The sequence below is a fragment of the Megasphaera sp. SC8-1 genome (assembly GCF_024436295.1).
Classification (GTDB): domain Bacteria; phylum Bacillota; class Negativicutes; order Veillonellales; family Megasphaeraceae; genus Megasphaera; species Megasphaera elsdenii.
This window is the reverse complement of record NZ_JANFQH010000009.1, coordinates 19,905-45,618: the sequence shown is the minus strand read 5'-3', so window position 1 is coordinate 45,618 and position 25,714 is coordinate 19,905. Positions and strand designations below refer to the sequence as shown.

Sequence of the window (25,714 nt, the reverse complement as noted above, 5' to 3'; positions counted from 1 at the left end):
GAGGCGGGAGACTTCTTGCAGAATCAGGTTAAAGTATCGACCGGTATGGTACTGACGAAATTAATCGTTATAGCCGTATTGGGAGCTGTCATGATTCCCTATTGGAATCTGGCAAATGTAGGTGCATTTCCTAATATGAATGATTTTGGTGCTGTTAATGCCGTATATGCCAGTTTCTTTAAGAAAACGCTGCCTGCCCGGTCTTGTGTGGAAATCGGCAAACTCCCCATGAATGGCGATGTAGAGGTAGAAGTAGTTGCTTACTGCAAGTAAATCATGCTCTGCGCTTAGATAAATGCCCACCCTTCTTCCCTGGAAAAGGAACAATGGTTCCTTTTTCAGGGATTTTTTTGGCGCCGAATAGGCATGATTAAACCCCCAGTTCAACTGGGGGTAAGTAAAATTTCTTAAAGTAAAAAAAGAACCTCTCATGATACAATGTAGATGGTCTGGCAACCACTACATTATTCAGAAGAGAGGTTCATGTCAATGAATGACGTAAAAAGTTTATCACATAGCAAATGGCGATGCAAGTATCATATTGTATTTGCGCCTAAGTACCGTAGACAAATTATTTATGGACAAATAAAAGAAGATATAGGAAAGATATTAAGGTCACTTTAGTGGCTATTCCACCGCATCTTAGCGTATCTCAATTCATGGGATATTTAAAGAGTAAAAGTAGCCTGATGATTTTTGACCGCCATGCAAACCTGAAATATAAATATGGGAATCGACATTTTTGGCGCCGAGGTTATTATGTGGATACAGTGGGAAAATATGAAGGAGCTATTAAGGAGTATATTCGCAATCAATTACAAGAAGATATTGAAATGGATACATTAGATTTCAAGGAATACGTAGACCCGTTTACGGGTAGCAGGAAAAAGTAGGCCAAAAAAAGCCCCCGAGTAGGGGGCAGCCTGTAATAAAAGTGTGATTGCCAGACTTTTATTCGGTGCACTCTTTAGAGTGCTACCACGGGAGTTAGGCCCTTATAGGGCCTGAGCAAACCACCAGTTTTACTGGTGGTTATGATTCTTCTGTCGGAAAGAGATGTGCGGCAAGGGAATCTGCGCTAAGATGACGGCGGCGAAGACGAGGACGCAGCCTGTCAGTTCTTTGGCCGTCATGACTTCTCCCAGGATGAGCCAGCCTGCCAGGGCGGCAAAGACCGATTCCAGGCTCATGATGAGGGTCGCCGTTGTCGGTTCGGTATATTTCTGGCCGACGATCTGCAAGGTGTAGGCGACGCCGCTGGATAGGCCGCCAGCGTAGAGTAGGGGCCATTTGGCAGCCCACAGGGCAGACCAGTCGGGCTGCTCGAAGAGGACTGTCAGCGTACCGGAAAAGAGAAAGGCCGTGGCGAACTGGACCCAGGACAGCTTGACGCTGTTGGCCTTTTTTAAGAGAAAGTGGTCGATGACCAGGATGTGCAGGGCAAAGAAGACGGCACAGCAGAGGACCAGAAAGTCGCCGAAAGAGACTTGGAAATCGTCATTGATACATAAGAGGTAAAAGCCGACAATGGCTAGGGCGACGCAGGCTATGATGATCCGTGGGACCTTACGGCCCATGAAGCGGCCCAGGAGGGGGACGAGGATGATGTACAAAGCCGTAATGAAACCGGCTTTCCCGGCTGTCGTCATGGAGATACCGACCTGCTGCAGCGTGTCGGCAGCGCCCAGGACCAGACCGCACCAGGCCCCGCCTATGAGGGTGATGCGGTCCGGCTTCAACTGGTGCAAAATCGGCGGATACGTCCCATCTGCCCTTTTATCGGTAAACAGCAGGATTACGGGAATCAGGACGACGATGGCGATGACATCGCGGGCGGCGCTGAAAGTAAAAGGGCCGATATAGTCCATGCCGACGCTCTGAGCGACAAAGGCCGCCCCCCAGATGAGGGCTGTAATGAGCAGCAGTATCGTGCCCTTTGCTTGTGACTGATACATGAGATAAACCTTCCTTTATTGTGGATTCGTCAAAGTGACAATAATATAATTGTACCATAAAACAAAAGCTTTTTTAGACGTTCTACCTCCAGATTTTGTAATATTTTTCACAAAATGTCGTTGCAGTTGTCGCAGGAAAGTTTTATACTATATGTAAGGTTATCTCATACTACTATTGCAAAGTCATGAAGGAGGAGACTTTAGAATGTACAAACTTTCACAAATTCCGGAAGAGTATAAGAAAAAATTGATTACGGCCGAACAGGCGGCAGCCCTCGTCAAAGATGGCGACCGCGTTTCTTATGGCCTCGGCTGCGCTGCTCCGTATGATATCGATATCGAAATCGGTAAACGGGCCAAAGACCTGCACGGCGTTGAAATCGTCGCTACGACCGTCGTCAAAGACGAACCGTATGCAGCATATCTGAATAGTGACTCGAACGAACAGATCCGTTTCGCAACGGCTCATATGAACGGGTTTGAACGCAAAATGTCCAAAGATGGCCGCTGCTGGTTCATTCCTATTCTCTTCAACGAATTGCCGAAGTATTGGGAAAACATCGATAAACTCATCATCCAGGTTCATCCTATGGACCAGTGGGGCAACTTCAATCTCGGGCCTCAGGCTTCGGACCTTCGCGGCTTGATTCGTGCAGCTAAGACGATCATCCTCGAAGTCAACCAGAACATGCCGAAAGCCCTGGGCTATGAAACGGAACTGAACCTCTGCGACGTTGACTATGTCGTCGAAGGTTCGAATCATCCTATGCCGCAGATCCCCAACCGGGCAGGTACGCCGGTCGACGACAAAATCGCCGATTACATCATCCCCATGATTGAAGACGGCAGTACGCTTCAGCTCGGTATCGGCGGTATCCCGTCGGCTGTCGGCCGCAAACTGGCTGAATCGGATGTCAAAGATTTGAGCGGTCATACGGAAATGCTCGTCGATTCCTATGTCGACCTCTATGAAGCCGGCAAGATTACGGGCAATAAGAACCGCGATAAGGGCAAAATTATTTATGCTTTTGCCGGCGGTACACAGCGCCTCTATGATTTCATCAACGACAACCAGATCGTCTTCAATGCGCCGGTAAGCTACGTCAACAACGTCGGCGTCGTTGCCAGCATCGATAAATTCATCTCCATCAACGGCTGCATCGACCTCGACCTCTATGGCCAGGTCAACGCTGAAACGGCTGGCTATCAGCAGATTAGCGGTACCGGCGGCCAGCTCGACTTCGCCCAGGGCGCTTTCGCATCCAACGGCGGCAAGAGCTTCATCTGCGTCCATTCGACGCGTAAATTCAAGGACGGCCATGTCGAATCCCTGATCAAACCGACCCTCCCGGCTGGTACGGTCATCACGACGCCGCGTTCGGCTGTCCACTACATCGTCACCGAATACGGTACAGCCCTGCTGAAAGGCAAATCGACGTGGGAACGCGCCGAAGCCTTGATCAACATCGCTCATCCGGACTTCCGTGAAGAACTCATCAAAGATGCAGAAAAGATGGGTATCTGGACCAAGACCAGCAAGATTTCCATGTAAATAATAGGTTGTAGTCCGTAGGGGCTTGCACGTGGCAAGCCCGCCCTACAACGCAAAAAGAGGCTGTCTTCATGCGACAGCCTCTTTTTCTATGCTCCAGCTAAACTGGTGATTTTTTCCAGCATATTTTGGTAAATCTTAATTTTGCTTTCCAGTTCCGGACCGCTGCAAGGCTGGCAGTATGACGCCTTTGTCATGCTGTCGAAGTAGTCCAGGACCATCTTATCCAACTCTTTGTCGACGATGATGTAGAACGGGTCGGCCTGGCTGTTCATGGCCAGGGTATTCTTTTTGAAGAAGCTCATGCGGTAGTTGGAATAAAAGGACAGGTTGGCTTCTTTGTAGGACAGGAAGGCCGGCGACAAGTGCATAGTCCCCAAGGTGATGCCCTGGCTCTGGGTCAGCGTCCGGGCGATGACCTTCAAATGTTCAATCCGTTCGCTTGGTGTCAAGGTATACTGGACGTCGGTCAGGTCGATGTGGCCCGTTTCCAGATATCGCATGAAGGACGGCGTCGGCACGATGAGCGATACACGGGCTTTGGCGATGATTTCTTCCCAGGTAATGCGTAGCCGTTCGATATTGCCGGCTCGGTCAGCCGGCGATTCGGCGATGAGCCGGTCGAATACTTCCTGCGGCAGGAGGTATTCGATGCCGTTGGTCAGGAAAAAGCAGAACCGCGACGTTTCATAGAAGGATGTGCGATAGCCGTAGTCGTCGTTCCAGGGACTCTGGATATGCGTGAGGAGTTTCGGCGTATGGTGGACGCCAAAGCGCTCGTAAATGTCGTGAACGACGGCTGGATCATCGATATAGGAACACATCATCATCCCCCGGTGGCTTTGAAGCGAATACTGGATGACGAACTGGTCCTTGAGGATGATGAGGTTGGCGTCGCTCAGGGCAGAGAAGTCGTAAAAAGTGAATTCTGCATCCATGAAGCGATTGAGGACGGCGTAGAGTCGGGTCACGTATTTAGGATGGCGGCGCAGTTTTTCCTTGTCCAGACCGATGCGGATGCGCAGGCGTTTATAGTGGGACGGCACGTCGAGGTAAGACCAAAAGCCATCGTCATAGAAATCAAAGAATTCTCCATAAATGACTAATTCTTCCTTGCCCGTCAGGGTAGGGATTTTTTTTCGGAATAAATCTTTTAAGAAGTGGGCGGCTTTCTGATGGCTCGTGACGATGCGGACAGGCCAGGATTTCTTGCTTTTTTCAGTGCGTCCGCTTTGGAGCGACGTGCGGTAGGCCCGGCTTAGATAGTCGCTGATGGCGAAGGCCAGGTCTTCTGTCGTGTCGGGAAAAGAAAAATAGCGGCAGCAATCTTCGCGGCGATCGAGTTTTTCAATCGTTTCAGCAAAGAGTGCAGCCGCATCTTCATTGACGCGTTCTATAGCCCGTGACGATGGCAGCTTGGCTCCGTTGATCCACTTACTGATATAGGATACATCGTAACCGATGCGTTCTGCCAAGGTCACAGATTTTGTTTTCGTGAATTTCATGAATTTCTTCAATGCAATCGGGTAGGTTTCTACGATCATGTATCATTCCCCCTCTATATGGCAGCTTTTTTATTCACTCCTCCAGAAATAAGGGTGTTTTTATTATTGTAACACAGAATTTATCGATAAAAAATAAGGCGAATAAGGCGAATTCATGAAAATTTCAAGTTTTCCTGTTTTTTTCAACCTGTCTGGAGACTATACTAAGGCCATGCTTGAGGACATCAAGCGAAGAAAGAATCTAAGCATCATGATCCTAGGAGGTGGACGGACGTGAGACCCTTTGTTTTTCCTTTTTCGCAGCACATCGGTGCCCCATCGGTCCCGGTGGTCCAGCCTGGAGACAGGGTACAGCGTGGCCAATGCATCGCTGAGGCTGGGGAAGGATTAGGAAGCCCGATATATACGAGTGTATCCGGGATGGTCCTGGAAGTGACGGGGAATGCCGTCATCGTTCGAGCTGACGACGTCCAGCCGAAAGACTACGTGCCCCTTACGGCACAAGCGCCGTTGGAGTGTATCCGTCAGGCCGGAATCGTCGGCTTGGGCGGCGCCGGATTCCCGACGTATCAGAAACTGGCCGTTCCTTTTTCTCATGGCGGTGTCGTCATTGCCAATGCTTCAGAGTGTGAACCCATCCTGAACCATAATATCGACGCCTTGGAAAAAGATTGCCGTCCGATGATACGCGGCTTGCAGCTGGCTATGGACCTCGTCCATGCCGATAAAGGTGTCATCGCCATCAAAGCCATCCACGGTGACGCCGTCCGGGCTTTACATCAAGCTATTGCTGATGATGACCGCCTGGCCCTTCATTTTTTGCCCAATATCTATCCTGTTGGGGAAGAACGGGCCGTCGTCCGGGAAGTCCTAGGGACGCTCCTCGATGCCGGCAGCCTGCCGTCGAAAGCCGGAGCCGTCATCATCAATGTGGAAACGCTCCAGCGCATGGCCGAAGCCGTCGATGCTAAGAAACCGCTCATCGACAAAGACTTGACCGTAGCGGGCAAGTTGAATGGCCCGGAAGTCCAGATTTTCCATGATATGCCCTTGGGCATGGCTGTCAGCGATGTCTTGGAACGGGCCGGCGGCTTGGGAAAGGAATATGGCGAGCTCATCATGGGAGGCCCGTTCATGGGCAAGCGGACGACGCTGGATGCGCCTATCGTCAAGACGACAGGCGGCATCATTGCGGCAGAAACGTTTTTGCCAGGACCTGAAAAAATAGGGCTTCTCGTCTGTGCCTGCGGCGCCGATGAAAAACGGCTACGGGAAATGGCAGCGTCCATGGGTTCTGCCGTCGCCGGCGTCGCCTTCTGCAAACAGGCTCACGAAGTCAAGCCAGGCGTCCGCAAATGCGATAATCCCGGCCATTGCCCGGGACAAGTCCAACGGGTCATGACCTTGAATAAAGAAGGGGCCCAGGCCCTGCTCATCAGCAACTGCACGGACTGTACCAATACGGTCATGGCCTGTGCGCCACAGCTCCATTTGCCGGTCTACCATTGTACCGATGGTGCCCTGCGGGCTGTCCACCATAAATTAATCCGCCGCATCAAGGCATAATTCATACTACACAGGGGGAGTGATTGTATGTCTATTACTAAAGATACCTTACAGAAACACCTTACGGATCCTGCCGTTTTCTGCTGCCGCCGGGCCAAGGGGACGGTCATCGGAGCCGATGACCTGGAAGACCCGACGCTCTTCGACGACATGGTCGATGCCGGCCTGCTCACGCTCAGCGATGACGGCCTGACCATCGAAGAAGTCCTGGGCAGCACGCTCTTGCAGGATGTCGAAGCCTTGACGCCGATTACCAAAGAGGTCCTGGATAAAGTCAATGCCAAGTCCGTACCGGTTGCACCTGTTGAAGAACCGGCTAAGTCAGCCGCTCCGGCCGCACCGGCTGCTCCATCCGGTACGATCCACTTGAAAATAGATAAACTTGAAGGCCTGAGCCTGGATATCCCGGCCGGTACCATCCTGGGTGCCGCTGGCCCGCTGCCGGCAGCTCCGGCTGAAGGGAAGGGCGAAAAGAAGGTCATCCGCAAGCTGATCAAGAAACACATCAAGATCACCGATGTCGAAATCAGCGACAAGACGGCCATCGAAAATGGGAAAATCTTCATCGACGGCTCTATCGTCGATAAGGCCGTCAAAGAAGACCCGCTCTGCGTCAGCATGAGCCTGGATGTCATTTATCCCGACAAACGCCATGTCTACACCGACACCATCATGGACGTCGCGCCTATTGCGACGAAAGTCGAAGGCGAACTCGGTGAAGGCGTCACCAAGGTCGCCGATGGCGTCGTATTCATGCTCACCGGCGTCGACGAAGACGGTGTCCAGATTCATGAATTCGGTTCCTCCGAAGGCTTCCTCGATGAAAAGATGTATTTCGGCCATCCTGGCTGTGCCGATGAAGGGGACATCATCATCCGCTGCCATGCCGTCATCAAACGGCTTACCGGCATGACCCGTCCGGGACCTTTTGCCGCTCATAAATGCGAAGACTACATCATTCAGGCCGTCCGCAACGAATTGAAGAAATACGACGGTGAAGTCGTCCGTGAAGAAGTTTGCGAAGACCTGCGCCGGAAAGGCAATCCCCGCGTCGTCTTGGTCAAGGAAATCATGGGCCAAGGGGCTATGCATGATAATGTTCTCTGCCCGAATGAACCGTGCGGCGTCATGGGCGGTCAGAAAAACGTCGACCTCGGCAACGTGCCCATCGTCTTGACGCCGAACCAGGTCCGCGACGGTTCCATCCACGCTTTGACCTGCATTGGACCGGCTACGAAAGAAATGACCCGCCACTATATCCGCGAACCCTTGGTCGAAGGCCTGGCTAAGGATGATGAACTGGACCTCATCGGCGTCGTCTTCGTCGGGTCCCCTCAGGTCAATGACGAAAAGCTCTGGGTTTCGGACCGCTTGGGTTCGCTTTTGGAAAGCCTGGACATCGACGGCTGCATCATTACGACGGAAGGTTTTGGCAACAACCACATCGACTTCATCCAGCATATCGGCCAGGCTGGCAAGCGGGGTATCCCCGTCGTGGGCGTTTCCTTCTGCGCCTACCAGGGCCAGCTCGTCGTTGGCAATCCCTATGCCGATGCCATGGTCGAAGAAAATATGGACCAAGGCGGTTTTGAAAACGACGTCGCCGGCTGCTCGTGCGTCACGAAAGAAGTGGCAGCCCGGGCTATCCAGATGCTCAAGAATAAGATGGCCGGCGTCCCCATTGCGGCAGCACCGAAAAAATGGGATAACGCCGTTATAAACGCTAACAATAAACTCCTCGGTCTCCCGGAAACAGTTCTCCTCGATAAAGGGACGCTCCATTGATGGCAAAACTCGACTATCAGATCAACCCGGTACTCATGGAAGGGACGGTTACCAAGACCGCTGCTGACGACGTGGTGCTCAACCTGCGGGGGAGACTAGGCGTGATCCACGCAGCACCGTCTTTGTTCCTTCATCAGCCTCGGGAAGGCCGGAAATTCCGATTCTATTTTAGTTATATGCAGATCGTAAAGGCCCCGCTCGATTACGATTATGCGCCGCTCCAGACAGACCGGGAATTCACACCGGTCTTGGCCGGCGGCGTCCTTAGCGAAGTCAATGATACGGCCATCAAAGCCGATTGCCTCGGCGGCCTGGCCACCATTGCCGTGCCGCGGCGCTGGGTCTTTACGGATGTGGCCCTGGAAAAAGGGCAGTATACTGAATTTTACATCAGCCCTATGGCGGCTGTTGATGAACTATAGGAGGGGTAGTTATGAATTTGACGACTGTAGAAGGGATGCGTTCGGAAATCTTCGTTCCCGTTACACCGAAACCGGTATTTACCGAATTAAAGAAACCACTGAGCGAATGTAAAGTCGCCTTCATCACAGCTGGCGGCATCCATAAAAAAGACCAGACGCCGTTCAATACATCCGGGGATTTCACCTATCGCGTCATCCCCTTCGATACGCCATCGTCGAACCTGATGGTCACCCACGGCGGCTTCGATAACTCCGATATCAATAAGGACGTCAACGCCATGTTCCCCATCGACCGCTTGCACGAACTGGTGGCAGAAGGCTTCATCGGCTCCCTGCCGGAAGAAACATATACCTTTATGGGTGGCGGCGGCAACGTCGAAAAATTCCGCAACGAAACGGGCCCGGAAATCGCCAAGAAGCTCAAAGCCCAGGGCGTCGACGTCGTCCTTTGTACGGGCGGCTGCGGGACCTGCCACCGTTCGGCAACCATCGTCACCCGCTGCTGCGAAGCCGAAGGCATGAGCTGCTGCGTCATCGCCGCCTTGCCGCCTATTGCCCGTCAGCAAGGCGCTCCGCGCATTACAGCGCCGCACGTACCTATCGGATCCAACGCCGGCGAACCGAACAATATCCCCATGCAGACGGCCATCCTCAAGGAATCCCTGGAATGGGTCCGCGATTGCCCGAGTTATAATGGTCTGAAAGTTCTTCCCTATGAATATCGCCATAATGTGTAATAAAAATATAAGAGTGGAAGGGGGGATTCGATGTGGCATGCTAATCAGGAACGCTTGATGGAAAAATTGCGGGGCGACGAAAAAATCCTGGTCATCGATTCGCATACCATGGGAGAACCGACGCGCATCGTCGTCAATGGATTTCCTCACGCGCCAGGTCAGACGATGATGGAAAAGAAGCAGTACATCGCCAAGCACTACGATACGTACCGCAAGGCCATCTTGCTGGAGCCCCGGGGCCATACGAATATGTTCGGCGCCATCCTCATGACGCCGGTCCATGAGGAAGCCGACGTCGGCGTCGTCTTCATGGACAGCGGTGGCTACCTGAACATGTGCGGCCACGGCTCCATCGGCGTCGCGACGGTACTGGTCAATGAACAGATGATACCTGTCCACGAACCGTATACGGATATCTGCCTCGATGCGCCGTCAGGTCTCATCAAAGCCCATGTTAAAGTCGAAGCTGGCCGGGCCGTAGAAGTGACCATTACCAACGTGCCCTGCTTCTTATATCGGACAGGTGTCACCGTTCCCGTCGATGGCTTAGGCCATGTCGCCCTGGACATCGCCTTCGGCGGCAGCTTCTTCGCCCTCGTCGACGCCGATGCCTTGGGGATGCGCTTAGCGCCGGACAATATCCGGACCATCATCGATACGGGAATGAACATCCTCCATTCTGTCAATGCTCAGGAAGTCGTAGCCCATCCGGAACTGGACATCCACAGCGTCGACTTAGTCGAATTTTATGGCAAGGCCGACCGGCCCGAAGCGACCATGAAGAATGCCGTCGTCTTCGGCAACTACCAAATCGACCGCAGCCCCTGCGGGACCGGTACCAGCGCAAAAGTGGCGTCGCTGTACTTGCGGGGAAAATTGAAGAAAGATGAACTTTTCGTTTATGAGAGTATCATGGGGACCTTGTTCAAAGCCCGCATCGTAGAGGATGCCAAAGTCTGCGGCATGGCCGCTGCCATCCCGCAGATTACGGGCAGTGCCTACATCACCGGCATCAACTGCCTGGTCCTCGATGAGACGGACCCGTTCCGTCATGGCTTCCAGATCCAAGCCTGAATATACAGTTCCGGTCATACGACCTGAATGATAGATTCTAGTCATACAAGTGAAGAGGGGTGCCTGATTATGATGATGATGAACAGTAAGGTAAAAAAAGCGATCTTAGCCGGCCTGAGTGCCGTTGCATCCATATCGGTCTTAGCGGGCTGCGTCGGGGGAAGCGGCAGCAGCGATAAGGCCAGCCTGAAAGGGAAAGAATTGAAAGTAGCGACTGGGATCTACGCGCCCTTCGCTTTCAAAGATGAAAACAGCAAGCTCGTCGGCTTCGACTTGGACCTGCTCGATGCCATGTCCAAGAAACTGGGCTTTACTTATAAAGTGACGCCGACGGAATACGATAACATGTTCATGGCCGTCGCCAATGGCGAATACGATATCGGCATGGGCCAGGTCTGCATTACCGAAGACCGCAAGAAAAAGATGGACTTCACCGAACCTTATGAAAATGCAGGCCTGCAGTTCGTCGTCCGCAAGGATGAAAACCTTACGTCTGTCGATCAGCTGAAAGGTAAGAAAATCGCCGTCGAAAAAGGGACAGCTTCTCATAAGTACGTAACGGAACACTGCAAGGACTCGGAAATCGTCGTCTTCCCGTCCATTTCGGCAGCCTTCATGGAGGTTGAACAGGGGAAGGCCGATGCCCTTATGCAGGATAAACCGAATGCCGTCTACTATTTGAAGAAACATCCCGAAAGCGGCCTGACCCTCTTAGGGGAAGAAACGGCGAAAATTCCCGATGGTTTCGCCCTGCCAAAGGACAGTCCGTATAAAGCCGAATTCGACAAAGCTTTGAAGGAATTGCAGGAAGACGGGACAATCAAGAAATTAGAAGATAAATGGCTGAACGTCTAAGGTCATCAGTCATACCGCAGTGGCCCGGCAAGAGTCGTACTTTTGCCGGACTTCTTGCTATAAGGGGTATTCCTTTAAGGAGGGAAGGCTATGTTTAACTGGGAACACTTGGACATCATCATCGGTGTCATTATGAAAGGTCTGTTCTGGACCGTCGTCATTTCCGTGACGAGTATCATCATCGGCTATTTCATCGGCTTGGCTACGGGTTTTTCCCGGGCCCGCAATATACGCATCCTCAAGAGCATCAGCGCCTTTTATGTCTGGATCATCCGCAGCACGCCAATCTTGGTCCAGGCTTTGTACATCTATTTCGTCATGCCGAAACTCTTTGGCCTCCATTTATCTCATGAAGCGGCAGGCATTCTCTGTGTTTCCCTTAATGCCGGGGCTTACATTTCAGAAATCGTCCGCGGCGCTATCCTGGAAGTGCCTAAAGGCCAGTGGGAAGCAGGGATGTCTTTGGGAATGACGAAATTCCAGATTGTCATGAAACTGATCCTGCCCATGGCTTTCCGGACTATGTTGCCGGCACTGGGCAACCAGTTCATCATTACCGTAAAGGATACGTCTATCCTGACCGTCATCGGTGTCGCCGAAATGACCTATCAAGCTGGTCAGTACGCGTCGTCGAACTTTGAATTCGTCGAAAGCTATACGGTCCTGGCCGTGTTCTACTTAGTCTTGATTTCGCTGCTGACAGTCGCTGTCAATATTTGCGAACAGAAGATGGGAGCTGATGTAAAATGATGAGAATTGAACATTTGAAGAAACAGTATGGTGATAACCTGGTCCTAAATGATATCAGCCTGTCCCTAGATGATGAAGTTACCTGTATCCTCGGACCCTCCGGTGCCGGGAAGAGCACTTTCTTGCGCTGTCTGAATCTGTTGGAATCGCCGACTGGAGGCGACATCAAATATAATGGCCAGAGCATCCTTCAGCCTGGCTACGACATCCGTAAGATGCGCGAAGAAGTGACCATGGTCTTCCCGCATTTCAACCTCTTTCCCCTGCGCAACGTCGTCGGCAACGTCATGCTGGCCCTGCAGAGCGTCAAACACATGAAAAAAGCCGACGCCCACGATATTGCCATGGAAATGCTCAAAAAAGTCGACATGGCCGACAAGGCCGAAAAGATGCCGGATATGCTCTCCGGCGGCCAGCAGCAGCGCGTCGCCATTGCCCGCGCCCTGGCCATGAACCCTAAGATGATTCTTTTCGATGAACCGACATCGGCCTTGGACCCGGAACTCGTCGGCGGCGTTCTCGATGTCATGCGCGACTTGGCCCACAATGGCATGTCTATGGTCATCGTGACCCATGAAATGGCTTTTGCCCGCGACGTGTCGGACCGCATCGTCTTCATGGCCGACAGCATTGTCCAGGAAGATACGACGCCGGCTGAATTCTTCAGCCATCCCAAGACGGAACGAGCCCGCAACTTCTTGAGCCGTTTCTTGTCGTAAAGGAGGGAGTACGATGGAAAAATTCATCATCACCATTAACCGTCAGTTTGGCAGTATGGGCCGGCCCATTGCCAAAGAAATGGCCGAAGCCCTGAACGTCGAGTTCTATGACCGGGACCTCATCGAAGCGGCGGCGAAAAAGATGAATATGTCCTTGTCCATTGCTAGCGATCTGGAAGAATCGGCCAAACCCAACCGCTTCTGGCGCATGTGCTTTCCCTTAGGGCACGACGAAACGCGGAAACAGGACGAGCTCTTCCAGGTAGAAAAGAAAATCATCTTGAACCTAGCCGATGCCAAGTCGTGCATCATCGTCGGCCGCTGTTCCGATTCTATCTTGAAATGTTCCAAGCACTTGCTGCGCATCTTTATCTATGCACCCTATAAAGAACGCCTCAAGAACTGCGTTGAACGGCTCAAGATGGACGAACGGACGGCCAAGGAAATGATGCGCAACGTCGACCGGGCCCGCGACGCCTACCAGGTTCGTTATGCCGGTTATCTGCCAGGCGACTTCCACCATACGGACCTGCTCATCAACAGCAGCTTTCTCGGCGTCGAAGCGACGGCCCAGTATTTGACCGAACTCGTACTCAAAAAATACGGCTCCCACCACATTGCGTAAGACTAGCCGAGCTCCCGCCAGGGACATCATCCTCGTTATTGACAAACAAAAAGGCCTATTGCATGATAGTAGTAACAATAAGCTGAATCAGTCAAAGGAGATATCTTATGGACGGGAGCAAAATTTGTTATATCTATTTCATTCTAAGTCAGGCCATCTGGGGCGTACTGCCGGCCTTCTGGCTGCTGTTGCGGCAGCTGCCGCCGCTGTACACGCTGGCCTCGCGCATTGTCTGGGCGTCGGTCTTCTGCTTTTTCCTCATCATACAGAAAAAGCTCCTGCCCGACCTGAAAGGGGTCCGGCAGGAGCGCTGGCAATGGCCGTATATTGCTGGGGCCTGTATCTTCATTACCCTGAACTGGGGGTCTTATATTTACGCGACGACACAGGGCTTCATTCTCCAGGCCAGCCTGGCCTATTTCATCAATCCTATCGTCCTCGTCTTTTTCGGCGGCCTTCTCTTCCATGAACGGCTGCGGCCTATCCAGAAACTGTCCGTCGTCGTCGCCGGAGCCGGCCTGGTCCTGGCCTTCTGTCTGTACGGTGTCGTTCCCTGGTTGTCGTTCCTCATCTGCCTGACCTGGGCGACGTACAGCATGTTGAAAAAGAAAGTCCGCCTGGACAGCCAGGTTTCGGTCTTCATCGAATCCTTTTCCATGGTACCCTTATCCCTGCTTTTCATCGCCTTTAGCGAAGGGCATGGCCTGGGTGCCATAGGAACCTTCCAGGGGTGGCAATGGCTGCTCCTGCCGGCGACGGGCGTCGTCACGGCCGTCCCGATGATGCTCTTTTCGGCCGGCGTCAAAGGTGTCCCCATAACGACGGGCGGCATGCTCATGTACCTCTCGCCGAGCATCACCTTGGTCATCGGCCTCTTGAGCGGTGAAACCATCACGCCGCCCTTGCGCCTGACCTTCTGCTTCGCCTGGGTAGCCGTCGCCCTCTACATGTACGGCCTTTACCAGACTATCAAAGGGCTTCGTGAAAGTGAATGCCATTAAGCACTCCCTGTTTCAAAATTACGCTGTAGGGGCTCGCACGTGGCGAGCCCGTTCCGGGATATGTGTGATTTCCAGACCAGTTTACAGTACAGCCTTTGTAGTTTACAGAGAAAACCTTTAAATTTAAAGCCATTCACTAACCACTAGCCACTAAACCCTAATCACTAAAAAGGCGCTGTCTTCCTGCGACAGCGCCTTTTTCTCACTTACTTTCAAAAAAGGCTTTATAGGCCAGGTAGCCGCTGTAGGCATCGGCTTTGGCGACGATTTCTAAAGGAGCGTGCATGCTGTGCATAGCTACACCGCAGTCGACGACGTCGCAGCCCCAGTCGGCCATGATGTAGGCGATAGTACCGCCGCCGCCTTGGTCGACTTTGCCCAGTTCTCCGACCTGCCAGGGAACTTCTTTTTCGTTGAAGATGCCACGGATTTTGGCCATGAATTCGGCGTTAGCGTCGTTGCTGCCTGCCTTGCCGCGGGCACCGGTGTATTTGCACAGGCAGATGCCGTAGCCGAGCTTGGCCGAGTTCTGTTCTTCATAGGCGTCGGCAAAGACCGGGTCGAAGGCGGCGCAGACGTCGGCCGACAGGACTTCGCTGTTGCGCAGGGTCCGGCGCAGCCAGATTTCTTGGTCATGGCCTTGGAGGGACAAGAGTTCGGCGATGAAATCTGGGAAGTACGACGACTGGACGCCGGTGTTGCCGACGGAACCGATTTCTTCTTTATCGGCAAAGAGGGCGACTTGCGTCTTTTCCCCTGGTTCGGCATCGAGGATGGCGGCTAGGTTGGCGTAAGAGCAGACGCGGTCGTCATGGCCGTGGGACATGATCATCGACCGGTCCAGGCCGACGTCGCGGCTCTTGACGGCCGGGATGATTTCCAGTTCAGCACTGGTAAAATCTTCTTCTTCAATGCCGTATTTGTCCTTTAACAAAGCCAGAATAGCCGGTTTTGTCTTTTCTCCTTCGCCATTCGTTCCGGCCAGGGGCATGAGCATTTCGCCGCTGATGGCTTCAGAGAGCTTTTTGGCAGCCTGGTCCTTCCCCAGATGGGGCAGCAAGTCGTTGATGAACAGGACGGGATCGTCCGGGTCTTCGCCGATGGAGACGTCGATGCGGCTGCCATCGGCTTTATAAACGACGCCGACTAGGGACAAGGGCAGGCAGACCCATTGATATTTCAACAAGCCGCCATAGTAATGGGTCTTGAAGTAGACGATTTTATTTTTTTCGACGACAGGCATAGCCTTGACGTCCAACCGCGGGCAGTCGATATGGGAGCCGACGATTTTCAGCCCTTTTTCGATGGGGTCGGAGCCGATGACGGCTAAGATGACTGATTTCCCTTTCTGGTTCCAATAGACCTTGTCGCCGGCTTTCACGCTGGTGAAGTCAGATAGCGGCCGGAATCCGGCGTTTTCAGCCTGGCGGATGATTTCCTTATTGGCCAGCCGTTCTGTCCGGGCTGTGTCCAAAAACTGGCGGTAGTGGATGCTGTAAGCTTCCATCTGGCCGCGCTGTTCCGGTGAGAAGCGGGCCCAGACGCTGTTTTCTGTATCAAATGCTTTCATGCATAAGCCTCCCTTTTAAGATGGATGAATTATGAACTTGCATCTTTATTATAACGCACTTATCGGGGCTGTACCAGCTCTTGTAAAAGACTAGTAAAGCAGTTGTATTTTCTCATGTTATGTGGTATTATTAGCCATATTTTATAAATAATAATTCATACATGGAGGGTTTGCCATGATCGATAAAATGATTATCAAAGACTTAGTGAAACAGGCTGTGCCTGATATTTGTGCCATGCGCCGTCATATTCATGAAAATCCGGAATTGTCCGGTGAAGAAGTGGAAACGGCGGCCTTTATGGCAGCCAAATTGCGGTCTTTCGGCATTGATGTACAAGAGCATGTCGCCGGTACGACGGCTGTCCTGGGGACGCTCAAAGGCGGAAAGCCGGGACCGGTCATCGCCTTGCGGGCCGATATGGACGCCCTGCCTATGACGGAAGAAACGGGCCTGCCCTTTGCGTCCAATTTCCCCGGCAAGATGCACGCCTGCGGCCATGACGGCCACATGAGCATCCTCCTCGGTGCCGCTAAGGTTCTGAGCCAGGTGAAAGACGATATTCCCGGTACGGTCGTCTTCATCTGCCAGCCAGCCGAAGAAAAATCGCCTGTCGGCGGCGCCAAGGGGCTGGTTGCGTCCGGCGTCCTCGACGGCGTCGATGCCGTTTACGGCCTCCACGTCTGGCCGGCCCTGCCCAGCGGCAAAATCGGCGTCCTGCCCGGCCCGATGATGGCTGCTTCGGATCATATCCGCATCGTCCTCAATGGTAAGGCCAGCCATGCCGCCATGCCGCATAAAGGCGTCGACACCATCGTCGCTGCAGCCCAGTTCCTGACAGCGGCCCAGACCATCATCAGCCGCCGTGTCAATCCCCTTTATCCGGCCGTCCTGACCTTTGGCAAGATCACTGGCGGCACGCGCTATAATGTCGTTGCCGATACCGTCGAAATCGAAGGGACCTGCCGGACGTACCACGCCGAAGCCCAGGATGCTGTCGAAGCCCATCTGCAGGATACGCTGAAGGGAATCGATGCCATGTACGGGACGGTCAGCCGCCTCGATTATGAACGGGGTTATGCCGCTGTCCGCAACACGCCCCAGCAGGCCGCTTTTGTCGCCGGTGTGGCTAAGGACTGCTTTGGCCCGGGCATCTTGGCAGACGTCGACGAACCGGCCATGACGGCCGAAGACTTTTCCGGATATCTGCAGAAATTCGACGGTGCCTTCTTCTGGCTCGGTGCGACCAAGCCTGGTGATACGGTCTATCCTTTGCACAATACTCATTTTGCCGTCGATGAAGCTTGCCTGCCTGTAGGCGTCGAACTGATGGTTTCCTTAGTTCTGGCCAAAATGAAAGAAAAAGCATAATTATTTTTGAAAAAGTGCAACTTAAAAAAGGAATCTGCCCCCTTCATCTCGAATATATAATATTAACTGAGATTCCATAGGAGGCGATTGTTTTATGAAAGAATACACAAGTGATAAAATTCGCAACGTTGCTGTACTTTCGCATGATGGCGCCGGCAAAACGGCTGTTGTTGAATCATTACTGCTTGCCTGCGGTGCTGTCGATGCCGTTGGCGTCGGTAAAGACAACAAGCATATTATGGACTATGAACCGGAAGAAATTAAGAGAAACGTCACCATCCAGCTTGGCATTGCGCCTTGCGAATGGGAAGGCTATAAGCTGAATTTCCTCGATACGCCGGGGTACTCCGAATTCTGCGGCGAAGTCCGCGCCGCCCTGCGTGCCAGCGACGGCATCCTGCTCGTCGTTTCGGCTGAATCGGGCGTCGAAATGGATACGGAACGGGCCTGGGACTACGGCGTTGAATTGAAATTGCCGCGCATGGTTTATGTCAACAAGATGGATGCGGAACATGCCGATTTCTTCGGCTGCCTGGAAAAACTGCGTTCGGTCTTCGGCAAATCCATCATGCCCCTTCAGATCCCTATCGGCGAAGGCAAGGATTTCCGGGGCATCATCGACGTCTGCAAGATGGTAGCCTGGGAATGGAACAATGGCGAATGCTCGGAAATCAAGGTTCCGCCGGAATATATGGCCAAAGCCCGCGAAGTCCGCGAAATGTGCATGGAAGCCGCTGCCGAAGGCGATGATGAATTGCTGGAAAAATACCTCAACGGCGATGAACTGACTATCGAAGAACTGCGCAAAGGCCTGCGCCAGGGCATGCTTACGGGCCGTGTCTGCCCGCTCATGTGCGGCAGTGCCATCAACCATATCGGTACGGCCGAACTCCTGCGCCGTATCATCACCTACATGCCCGACGCTTCGCAGAAAGTCATGATGGGCACGGATAAGAAGACGGGCGAACCGGTCCTGGTCTATCCCAACAAGCCGTTCACGGCTTTCGTCTTCAAGACCCTTGTCGATCCCTTTGCCGGCAAATTGAGCTATGTCCGCATTTTCTCGGGCGAACTCAAAGAAGGAGATAAATTGTATAATATGTCCCAGGGCAAAGAAGAAAAGATGGGCAAAGTCTTGACCCTGGTCGGCAAGGAACAGATCCCCGTTCCGGCTGCCATTGCCGGGGACATCGTCGTCCTGCCGAAATTACCGAGTGCCCGGACCGGCGATACCTTTGCCGCTCCCGATTTCCCCGTCATTTATGACCCCATCCGCTTCCCGAACCCACTGCACACGGTAGCCCTGGTCCCGGAAAAGAAGGGCGAAGAAGAAAAATTGATGAACGCTCTCCTGAAGGTCAGCGAAGAAGATCCGACGTGCCAAGTAGAAAAGAGTACGGAAGGCAAACAGCTCCTCGTCCGTTGCATGGGCGACGTCCACCTCGATCATATCCTGACTAAGATTGAACGGAAATACGGTGTCAAAGCGAAACAGGAAGACGTCTACATCCCGTATCGTGAAACCATCAAGAGCAAGGCGACAGCTGAAGGTAAACATAAGAAACAGAGCGGCGGTCACGGTCAGTTCGGCCATGTCTTCTTGGATATCGAACCGCTGACGACGGGCGAACCCTTTGAATTCGTCGATAAGATTTTTGGCGGTGCCGTGCCGAAACAGTACATCCCGGCTGTTGAAAAAGGCGTCCGCGAAACCTTGGAAAAAGGCCTCATCGCCGGCTTCCCCATGATCAACGTCAAAGTCACGTTGACCGATGGCTCTTATCACCCCGTCGACTCGTCGGAAATGGCCTTCAAAGTCGCTGCCGCCCAGGCCCTCAAGAAAGCCGTACCGGAAGCTAAACCGATCCTCTTGGAACCGATTTACAACGTCGACGTCGTCATCCCGGAAGATTACATGGGTGATGTCATGGGCGACTTCAGCAGCCGCCGTGGCCGCATCCTCGGTATGGAACATCATCGCAACCGCAAAGGCATCATCGTCGTTAAAGCCCAGGTCCCTCTGGCAGAAATGAAAGATTACGTCACCGTCCTGCGCTCCATGACCCAGGGCAAAGGCACGTTCAACATGGAATTTTTCGACTATGAAGAAGTACCGAAGAAAATCATGGATGAAATCATCGAAAAAAGACAAAGTGAATAAGACTAGTGGCTAGCAGTTCGTGGCTCGTGGCTAGTTAAGGGCCGTCCCTTTGGACGGCTCTTTTTTCTAGCCATGAACCACGAACCACGAGACCCTACAGGCATATGCTCAAACAGCATACACGTGTTTACCCAAACGCCTTGCCAGGGCGCTTCTGGCGTCGTATAATAAGGATATAAGTAAACGTAAAACGTCGTACTAAAAACAAATCAGACGAAAGGGTGATTTTTATGTCCCAATGGACAGATATGTACAAACAGAAACTGATGACGCCGGAAGAAGCAGTGAAAGTCGTTAAATCCGGGGATTGGGTCGATTACGGTATGGGCACGACTCAGCCGATTCTCCTCGACCAGGCCCTGGCAGCCCGACGGGATGAACTGCAAGATGTCAAGGTCCGCATGTGTCTTTCCGTAGCGCCGCGGCAAATCATCGAACAGGACCCGGAACGCAAGGCCTTTACGGCTATGAACTGGCATATGAGCGGCTATGACCGGAAAAAATGCGCCCTCGGCCAGATGAATTTCATCCCCATGTGCTACCGCAACAAGCCGTCCATGTACCGCGACCTCCTTGACGTCGACGTGGCCTTGATTACCGTCGGCCCCATGGATAAACACGGCTTCTTCAATTTCGGCCTGGCCGTCTCGGCAACGGAAGCTATCACCAAGAAGGCCAAGAAGGTCATCGTCGAAGTCAATGAAGCCATGCCCCGTGTTCTCGGCGGCCGCGGCGAATGTATCCATATCAGCGATATCGACGGAATCGTCGAATACGGCAACCATCCCTTGGCGACGATTCCCTTTACGACAGGTGATGACATCGACGCCAAGATTGCCAAGACCATTGTTCAGCAGATTCCCGACGGGGCGACACTGCAGCTCGGCATCGGCAGCCTGCCCAACACGATCGGTGCCCTCTTGGCCGAATCGGACCTGAAAGACCTAGGCGTCCATACGGAAATGCTCGTCGATGCCTTTTACCTCATGTATCAGCACGGCCAGCTCACGAACCGTCGCAAGGCCTTTTGCCGTGATAAGGTAAGCTGGGCCTTTGCCCTGGGGACGCAGGACCTCTATGACTGGATGGACGACAATCCTTTCCTGGCAGCCTATCCGGTAGACGTCATCAATGATCCTTTCGTCATTTCCCAGATGGATAATTTCATTTCTATCAATAACTGCATCGACATCGACCTCTTTGGCCAGGTATCGTCTGAATCGGCCGGGACCCATCAAATCAGCGGCAGTGGCGGTCAGCTCGACTTCACCGACGGCGCTTATCGGTCCCGCGGCGGCAAGAGCATCATCGCCTTGCGGTCGACGTTCCACAACAAGAAGACCGGCCGCGACGAATCGCGCATCATCCCGACGCTGGCAGCGGGCACGACGGTTACGGACCCGCGCTCCCAGGTCAACTGGGTCGCTACGGAATATGGCATCGTCAACCTCATGGGTGCCTCGACCTGGGAACGGGCTGAACGCCTCATCAGCATCGCCCATCCGGATTTCCGGGAAGACCTGATCAAAGAAGCCGAAAAAATGAAAATCTGGAGATATAGCAATAAACGGTAGGGGATACGCCATTATTCTGGCAAGTGTCTCTCCAGGATACTTGTTCGTCGTAGGTCGTTCATCGTAGGTCGAAATTTCAAAAGCCATTACGATGAACGACGAACGATGAACTGCAAACTACAAACTCTGAACTCTAAACCATGAACTAATTTTTACCCTCTAGAGAAAACTGGAAATATTTGTTATAATATAATCGTATGCGCCCATTTGTTCATTTTACGGGCTGCCATATGACGATAACGATTCGGACTGCGGGTCCTTTGCTGGCCGGCAGTTATTTTCAGTTTGTATATGAGGTGAAATTTGTGGACGAACAACAAGTAGATAAAATTGTGCCGGTTTGTCTGGAAAGTGAAATGCAGACGTCGTACATCGACTATGCCATGAGTGTCATCATCACTCGTGCCCTGCCAGATGTACGCGATGGGCTGAAGCCGGTTCACCGGCGTATTCTCTATGCTATGCACGAAGCAGGCATGACGCCGAACAAGCCCTATAAAAAATCGGCTCGTATTGTCGGCGAAGTTTTAGGTAAGTATCACCCCCATGGTGACAGCTCCGTCTATGATGCGACCGTCCGCCTGGCTCAGGATTTCTCAACGCGCTATCCCTTGGTCGATGGCCACGGCAACTTCGGTTCTGTTGACGGCGACTCGGCCGCTGCCATGCGTTATACCGAAGTCCGTATGGCTAAGATTACCGGCGAAATGCTGGAAGATATCGACAAGGAAACGGTCGATTTCATGCCCAACTACGATGGCTCCCTGCAGGAACCGACGGTCCTGCCGTCGAAGATCCCGAACCTCCTGGTCAACGGTTCGGCTGGGATTGCTGTCGGCATGGCCACAAACATTCCGCCTCATAATTTAGGCGAAGTCATCGACGGCTGCGTCCTGCTCATCGACAACCCCGAAGCCAGCCTGGAAGAAATCATGACTAAAATCAAAGGGCCTGATTTCCCGACGGGCGCTAAGATCATGGGCCGCGACGGCATCATCAAAGCCTATTCGACCGGCCGGGGCAGCATCAAGATGCGGTCCTGTGCGACTATCGAACCGATGAACAAGGGGAAACACCGCATTGTCGTGACGGAAATCCCGTATCAGGTCAATAAAGCGCGCGTCATCGAGTCCATTGCCGACTTGTCCCGCAATAAGGAAATCGACGGCATTACGGCCCTGCGCGATGAATCGGACCGCAAGGGCATGCGCATCGTCGTCGAACTGCGGGCCGATGTCAACCCGGATATCGTCCTGAACAAGCTGTACAAGCACACGCAGCTCCAGGAAACGTTCGGCGTCATCATGCTGGCCCTCGTCGACGGCCATCCGCGCGTCTTGACGCTCAAACAGATTCTGAACTACTATCTTGACCATCAGAAAGACGTCATCACCCGCCGTAGCAAGTTCGAGCTCGATAAAGCCCTGGCACGGGCTCATATCTTGGAAGGCCTGCTCATTGCCCTGGACCACATCGACGAAGTCATCAAGACGATCCGCGAATCGGCTACGGACGATGCGGCAAAACAGTCTTTGATGAGCAAGTTCAATCTCAGCGAAAAACAGGCCCTGGCTATCCTCGACATGCGTCTGCGCCGTCTGACCGGCTTAGAACGCGAAAAGATCGAAGAAGAATATGCGGAACTGGAAAAACGCATTGCCTACTTGCGCAGCGTCCTGGCTGATGAACACAAAGTCATGGAAATCGTAAAGACGGAACTCCTCGATGCCAAGAAGAAATTCGGTGATGAACGGCGTACACAGATCGTAGCCGATTCGTCGGATTTCTCCATCGAAGATATGATCCCCAATGAACGCATGGTCCTCACGCTGACCCGTCGGGGTTACATGAAGCGCATCAACGCCAATGTATACCATACACAGAACAAAGGCGGCCGCGGCATCAAGGGCATGGGTACGAAAGATGAAGATGCTGTAAACCATCTGCTCTATACATCGGCATGGAATACGGTCCTGTTCTTCACCAACTTCGGGCGCGTCTATCGCTTGAAGGCCTATGAAATCCCGGAAGCCAACAGCCGTAATTCCAAGGGTATTGCCGCCATCAACATCCTGCCCTTGTCCAATGGCGAAAAAGTCAACGCCCTCATCGACCTCGATCAGGTCGACCCGTCGATGAACCTGTTCATGGTTACAGAAAAAGGCCTGGTCAAGAAGACGCTCCTCCAGGAATTTAAGAACGTCCGCCGTAATGGCCTCATCGCCATTTCCCTCATGGAAGGGGACCACTTGGCCAAGGTACGCCTGACCAACGGCGACCAGACGATTATCTTGGCGACTAAATTGGGCATGGCTATCTGCTTCAATGAAAATGACGTCCGTCCCATGGGCCGGAATACCCGCGGCGTCCGAGGCATTACCCTGGCCGAAGGCGATATGGTCATCGGTGCTGACGTCCTTGAACCGGACTGCCAGGTCCTGACCGTCAGTGAAGAAGGCTTCGGCAAGCGCAACAATATCGATGCCTATAAAGTCCAGCTCCGCGGCGGCAAAGGCATCAAGAACTTCAAGATTACGCCGAAGACCGGCGACATCGTCGGCGTCGAAGTTGTTCATGAAGGACAGGAACTGATGCTCATCACATCGAATGGTATCGTCATCCGCACGGACATCGAAAGCATCGGCATCAAGAAAGGCCGCAATACATCAGGCGTCAAGATTCAGAAACTGGAAGGCGACGATAAAGTAGCGGCACTCGATACCATTGCTATCGAAGGCAACGATGAAGACGAAAAAGAACAGACGAAATTGTTTAAATAAAAAAAGAGGCCTGCGGGCCTCTTTTTTTGCGCCAGTCGCAGTTTGCCGGCCGCAGTCCGCCTCGGACTCAGATGCGGCGTTCCGCCACGACAGACTCAAACGGACAACGACGCTTCGGGATGCCCTCAGCGCGTAGCGGGCCGGGCCTCTACGGATGCCGTTACACCGCGGCATCTCAAACTGACAACATTGCCTCGAGTAACCCTCGGCTCGTAAAAAAATGCCCCGACCGGGGCCATCGTAGGGGCCGACCCGGCTAGGGCGGCCCGCTGTGATATTTGATCATGGCCTATTCGGAATGATGGTGAGCTTTTACGAGCAACGAACCACGAACCACGGCTTTTTCCTCGGAATCAGATGCGGCGTACCGCCGCGGCAGACCCAAACTGACAACGACGCTTCGGGAAACCCTCAGCGCGTGGCGGGCCGCCTTCACAGGACGGCCCCTACGGATGCCGTTGCACAACGGCATCTCAAACTGACAACATCGCCTCGAGTAACCCTCGGCTCGTAAAAAAAGCCCCGATCGGGGCCAGCGTAGGGGCCGACCCGGCTAGGGCGGCCCGCTGTGATATTTGATCATGGCCTATTCGGAATGATGGTGAGCTTTTACGAGCCACGAGCCACGAACCACGAGCCACGGCTTTTTCCTCGGAATCAGATGCGGCGTACCGCCGCGGCAGACGCATGATTGTATTACGACCGAGTGTCATTCGTCATAAATTCCGACTATACCCACGATTCACAGCGGGACGCCTTGATCAGGACGTCCCCTACGATATCGCATACAGGCGATGGAAATGCCATTAAATTTCCCTGGCCTTTCGTTGTCAGAACGTCTATAATAGAAAGAGCAAAATGACAAAGGTGGTAATAATATGACTGAATCTGAAATCCGCGATGCCGTCCGGGAAGCTGCGAAATTAGCTAAGGCGTCGAATCCGTTGACACCGTCCATTACCAATACGGTGACGATTAATTTCGTCGCCAATGCCCAATTGGCTGTCGGCGGTTCAGCAGCGATGGTTTATTTACCCGATGAAGGCGTCAGCATGGCCAAAGCCGGCGCGGCTATGTATATCAACGTAGGGACTTTGTTCCCGATTTATGCGGAAACACTGCCGAAAACAGCAGCCGTACTCCATGAAGAAGGAAAACCTTGGGTCCTGGACCCCGTAGCCATTGGCATGGGCCAAATGCGGACGGACCTTTTGATGACCTTCAAGGACTATAAACCGTCTATCATCCGTGGCAATGCATCGGAAATCATTGCTTTGGCCGGCTTATGGGGCTTAGAAGGTGGTACGGACACGTCGGATGTGCGCGGCGTCGATTCGACCGATTCCGTCCGCTCCGCAGCTCATGCTGCCGCTGCGCTGGCTCAGTGGACAGGCGGTGCTGTCGCCGTTTCTGGAGAAGAAGATTTAATTACCGATGGCCGACAGATTGTCCTTTCCCAGGGCGGTTCAGAAATGATGCCCTGCATTACCGGGACGGGTTGCTCCCTGGGCGGTGTCATGGCCGTTTATGCTGCCGTAGCCGACCCTTTCATTGCCGCCATTACCGGGGCCGCTGTCTATAACCTGGCCGGGACGAAGGCCGCAGCCCATGCCAGTGGGACAGGCTCCTTCCAGACGGCCTTCATCGATGAACTCTATGTAGCCACGCCCGATGCGATTGCCCAGAACCCGTTGATTGTAGAGGAGGTATAATA

19 protein-coding genes and 2 pseudogenes are annotated in these 25,714 nt (G+C 53.1%); 18 read left to right on the top strand and 3 right to left on the bottom strand.

Features of this window, described 5'->3' with window-relative positions; genetic code table 11:
* Both NOS26_RS03610 and tnpA read left to right on the top strand, forming a co-directional pair.
* Positions 1–273, top strand: a 273-nt coding sequence (locus NOS26_RS03610; protein WP_255917291.1) for a Rid family hydrolase, incomplete at its 5' end; no start/stop codon positions are given.
* Positions 274–489: 216 nt separating this feature from the next.
* Positions 490–893, top strand: a pseudogene (tnpA, locus tag NOS26_RS03605) (IS200/IS605 family transposase).
* 129 nt (positions 894–1,022) lie between these two features.
* Here the strand turns inward: tnpA and NOS26_RS03600 are convergent.
* Positions 1,023–1,955 carry a DMT family transporter gene (locus NOS26_RS03600; RefSeq protein ID WP_255917290.1) on the bottom strand — a complete coding sequence of 311 codons (933 nt, stop codon included), beginning with the start codon at positions 1,953–1,955 and terminating at the stop codon, positions 1,023–1,025.
* 205 nt (positions 1,956–2,160) lie between these two features.
* Between NOS26_RS03600 and NOS26_RS03595 the strand changes: the two genes are divergently transcribed.
* Positions 2,161–3,507, top strand: coding sequence for an acetyl-CoA hydrolase/transferase family protein (locus NOS26_RS03595; protein WP_014015398.1), 1,347 nt, complete (start codon positions 2,161–2,163; stop codon positions 3,505–3,507).
* Between the two features lie 89 nt (positions 3,508–3,596).
* Here the strand turns inward: NOS26_RS03595 and NOS26_RS03590 are convergent, their stop codons facing one another.
* A complete protein-coding gene (locus NOS26_RS03590; RefSeq protein WP_255917289.1) occupies positions 3,597–5,051 on the bottom strand; it encodes a helix-turn-helix domain-containing protein in 1,455 nt (484 codons plus the stop codon).
* A 201-nt stretch (positions 5,052–5,252) separates the two neighbouring features.
* Here NOS26_RS03590 and prdC point away from each other — a divergent pair.
* From prdC to rarD, 10 genes and pseudogenes are all read left to right on the top strand, one after another.
* Positions 5,253–6,578: pseudogene (gene prdC / locus NOS26_RS03585) on the top strand (proline reductase-associated electron transfer protein PrdC); the annotation flags it as partial.
* Between the two features lie 27 nt (positions 6,579–6,605).
* On the top strand, positions 6,606–8,363 hold the full coding sequence (prdA, locus tag NOS26_RS03580) for a D-proline reductase (dithiol) proprotein PrdA (RefSeq protein ID WP_255917288.1): 1,758 nt from the start codon (positions 6,606–6,608) through the stop codon (positions 8,361–8,363).
* Positions 8,363–8,785: a CBO2463/CBO2479 domain-containing protein gene (locus NOS26_RS03575; protein ID WP_036202806.1), complete on the top strand. Its 423-nt coding sequence runs from the start codon at positions 8,363–8,365 to the stop codon at positions 8,783–8,785. Before prdA ends, NOS26_RS03575 begins: the two co-directional genes overlap by 1 nt.
* Before the next feature lie 11 nt (positions 8,786–8,796).
* On the top strand, positions 8,797–9,522 hold the full coding sequence (gene prdB / locus NOS26_RS03570; protein ID WP_027895574.1) for a D-proline reductase (dithiol) protein PrdB: 726 nt from the start codon (positions 8,797–8,799) through the stop codon (positions 9,520–9,522).
* Between the two features lie 30 nt (positions 9,523–9,552).
* Positions 9,553–10,596 (top strand): proline racemase family protein, encoded by a 1,044-nt coding sequence (locus NOS26_RS03565; RefSeq protein ID WP_255917286.1) that lies wholly within the window; start codon positions 9,553–9,555, stop codon positions 10,594–10,596.
* Between the two features lie 69 nt (positions 10,597–10,665).
* Positions 10,666–11,451, top strand: coding sequence for an ABC transporter substrate-binding protein (locus NOS26_RS03560; RefSeq protein WP_255917285.1), 786 nt, complete (start codon positions 10,666–10,668; stop codon positions 11,449–11,451).
* A gap of 90 nt (positions 11,452–11,541) precedes the next feature.
* On the top strand, positions 11,542–12,201 hold the full coding sequence (locus NOS26_RS03555; protein WP_014015390.1) for an amino acid ABC transporter permease: 660 nt from the start codon (positions 11,542–11,544) through the stop codon (positions 12,199–12,201).
* On the top strand, positions 12,198–12,920 hold the full coding sequence (locus NOS26_RS03550) for an amino acid ABC transporter ATP-binding protein (protein ID WP_255917284.1): 723 nt from the start codon (positions 12,198–12,200) through the stop codon (positions 12,918–12,920). The genes NOS26_RS03555 and NOS26_RS03550 overlap by 4 nt, the downstream gene beginning before the upstream one ends.
* Positions 12,921–12,933: 13 nt before the next feature.
* Positions 12,934–13,545 carry an AAA family ATPase gene (locus NOS26_RS03545; RefSeq protein WP_014015388.1) on the top strand — a complete coding sequence of 204 codons (612 nt, stop codon included), beginning with the start codon at positions 12,934–12,936 and terminating at the stop codon, positions 13,543–13,545.
* A 107-nt stretch (positions 13,546–13,652) separates the two neighbouring features.
* Positions 13,653–14,546, top strand: a complete 894-nt coding sequence (rarD, locus tag NOS26_RS03540) for an EamA family transporter RarD (RefSeq protein ID WP_255917283.1) — start codon at positions 13,653–13,655, stop codon at positions 14,544–14,546.
* 202 nt (positions 14,547–14,748) lie between these two features.
* Here the strand turns inward: rarD and NOS26_RS03535 are convergent, their stop codons facing one another.
* Positions 14,749–16,116: an aminopeptidase gene (locus NOS26_RS03535; protein WP_255917282.1), complete on the bottom strand. Its 1,368-nt coding sequence runs from the start codon at positions 16,114–16,116 to the stop codon at positions 14,749–14,751.
* 175 nt (positions 16,117–16,291) lie between these two features.
* Here NOS26_RS03535 and NOS26_RS03530 point away from each other — a divergent pair, with 175 nt between their 5' ends.
* The 5 genes from NOS26_RS03530 (at position 16,292) to thiM (ending at position 25,712) form a co-directional block, all read left to right on the top strand.
* The gene (locus NOS26_RS03530) at positions 16,292–17,485 is read left to right on the top strand and encodes a M20 family metallopeptidase (protein ID WP_255917281.1); all 1,194 of its coding nucleotides are present in this window, start codon (positions 16,292–16,294) and stop codon (positions 17,483–17,485) included.
* Between the two features lie 94 nt (positions 17,486–17,579).
* Positions 17,580–19,646, top strand: coding sequence for an elongation factor G (fusA, locus tag NOS26_RS03525; RefSeq protein ID WP_014015384.1), 2,067 nt, complete (start codon positions 17,580–17,582; stop codon positions 19,644–19,646).
* Between the two features lie 230 nt (positions 19,647–19,876).
* Complete coding sequence (locus tag NOS26_RS03520; RefSeq protein WP_014015383.1) at positions 19,877–21,220, top strand: acetyl-CoA hydrolase/transferase family protein; 1,344 nt, start codon at positions 19,877–19,879, stop codon at positions 21,218–21,220.
* 305 nt (positions 21,221–21,525) lie between these two features.
* Positions 21,526–24,000 (top strand): DNA gyrase subunit A, encoded by a 2,475-nt coding sequence (gyrA, locus tag NOS26_RS03515; RefSeq protein ID WP_014015382.1) that lies wholly within the window; start codon positions 21,526–21,528, stop codon positions 23,998–24,000.
* A gap of 878 nt (positions 24,001–24,878) precedes the next feature.
* On the top strand, positions 24,879–25,712 hold the full coding sequence (thiM, locus tag NOS26_RS03510; RefSeq protein ID WP_255917211.1) for a hydroxyethylthiazole kinase: 834 nt from the start codon (positions 24,879–24,881) through the stop codon (positions 25,710–25,712).
* Positions 25,713–25,714: the final 2 nt, after the last annotated feature.

What these genes read in the sequence shown, in the direction of transcription:
- NOS26_RS03545 (WP_014015388.1), top strand. Translation starts at nt 12,934, where the DNA reads ATGGAAAAATTCATCATCACCATTAACCGTCAGTTTGGCAGTATGGGC.
- prdA (WP_255917288.1), top strand. Translation starts at nt 6,606, where the DNA reads ATGTCTATTACTAAAGATACCTTACAGAAACACCTTACGGATCCTGCC.
- NOS26_RS03535 (WP_255917282.1), bottom strand. Translation starts at nt 16,116, where the DNA reads ATGAAAGCATTTGATACAGAAAACAGCGTCTGGGCCCGCTTCTCACCG.
- NOS26_RS03530 (WP_255917281.1), top strand. Translation starts at nt 16,292, where the DNA reads ATGATCGATAAAATGATTATCAAAGACTTAGTGAAACAGGCTGTGCCT.
- NOS26_RS03555 (WP_014015390.1), top strand. Translation starts at nt 11,542, where the DNA reads ATGTTTAACTGGGAACACTTGGACATCATCATCGGTGTCATTATGAAA.
- NOS26_RS03565 (WP_255917286.1), top strand. Translation starts at nt 9,553, where the DNA reads ATGTGGCATGCTAATCAGGAACGCTTGATGGAAAAATTGCGGGGCGAC.
- NOS26_RS03600 (WP_255917290.1), bottom strand. Translation starts at nt 1,955, where the DNA reads ATGTATCAGTCACAAGCAAAGGGCACGATACTGCTGCTCATTACAGCC.
- NOS26_RS03590 (WP_255917289.1), bottom strand. Translation starts at nt 5,051, where the DNA reads ATGATCGTAGAAACCTACCCGATTGCATTGAAGAAATTCATGAAATTC.
- prdB (WP_027895574.1), top strand. Translation starts at nt 8,797, where the DNA reads ATGAATTTGACGACTGTAGAAGGGATGCGTTCGGAAATCTTCGTTCCC.
- NOS26_RS03595 (WP_014015398.1), top strand. Translation starts at nt 2,161, where the DNA reads ATGTACAAACTTTCACAAATTCCGGAAGAGTATAAGAAAAAATTGATT.
- NOS26_RS03550 (WP_255917284.1), top strand. Translation starts at nt 12,198, where the DNA reads ATGATGAGAATTGAACATTTGAAGAAACAGTATGGTGATAACCTGGTC.
- thiM (WP_255917211.1), top strand. Translation starts at nt 24,879, where the DNA reads ATGACTGAATCTGAAATCCGCGATGCCGTCCGGGAAGCTGCGAAATTA.
- NOS26_RS03575 (WP_036202806.1), top strand. Translation starts at nt 8,363, where the DNA reads ATGGCAAAACTCGACTATCAGATCAACCCGGTACTCATGGAAGGGACG.
- rarD (WP_255917283.1), top strand. Translation starts at nt 13,653, where the DNA reads ATGGACGGGAGCAAAATTTGTTATATCTATTTCATTCTAAGTCAGGCC.
- NOS26_RS03520 (WP_014015383.1), top strand. Translation starts at nt 19,877, where the DNA reads ATGTCCCAATGGACAGATATGTACAAACAGAAACTGATGACGCCGGAA.
- fusA (WP_014015384.1), top strand. Translation starts at nt 17,580, where the DNA reads ATGAAAGAATACACAAGTGATAAAATTCGCAACGTTGCTGTACTTTCG.
- NOS26_RS03560 (WP_255917285.1), top strand. Translation starts at nt 10,666, where the DNA reads ATGATGATGATGAACAGTAAGGTAAAAAAAGCGATCTTAGCCGGCCTG.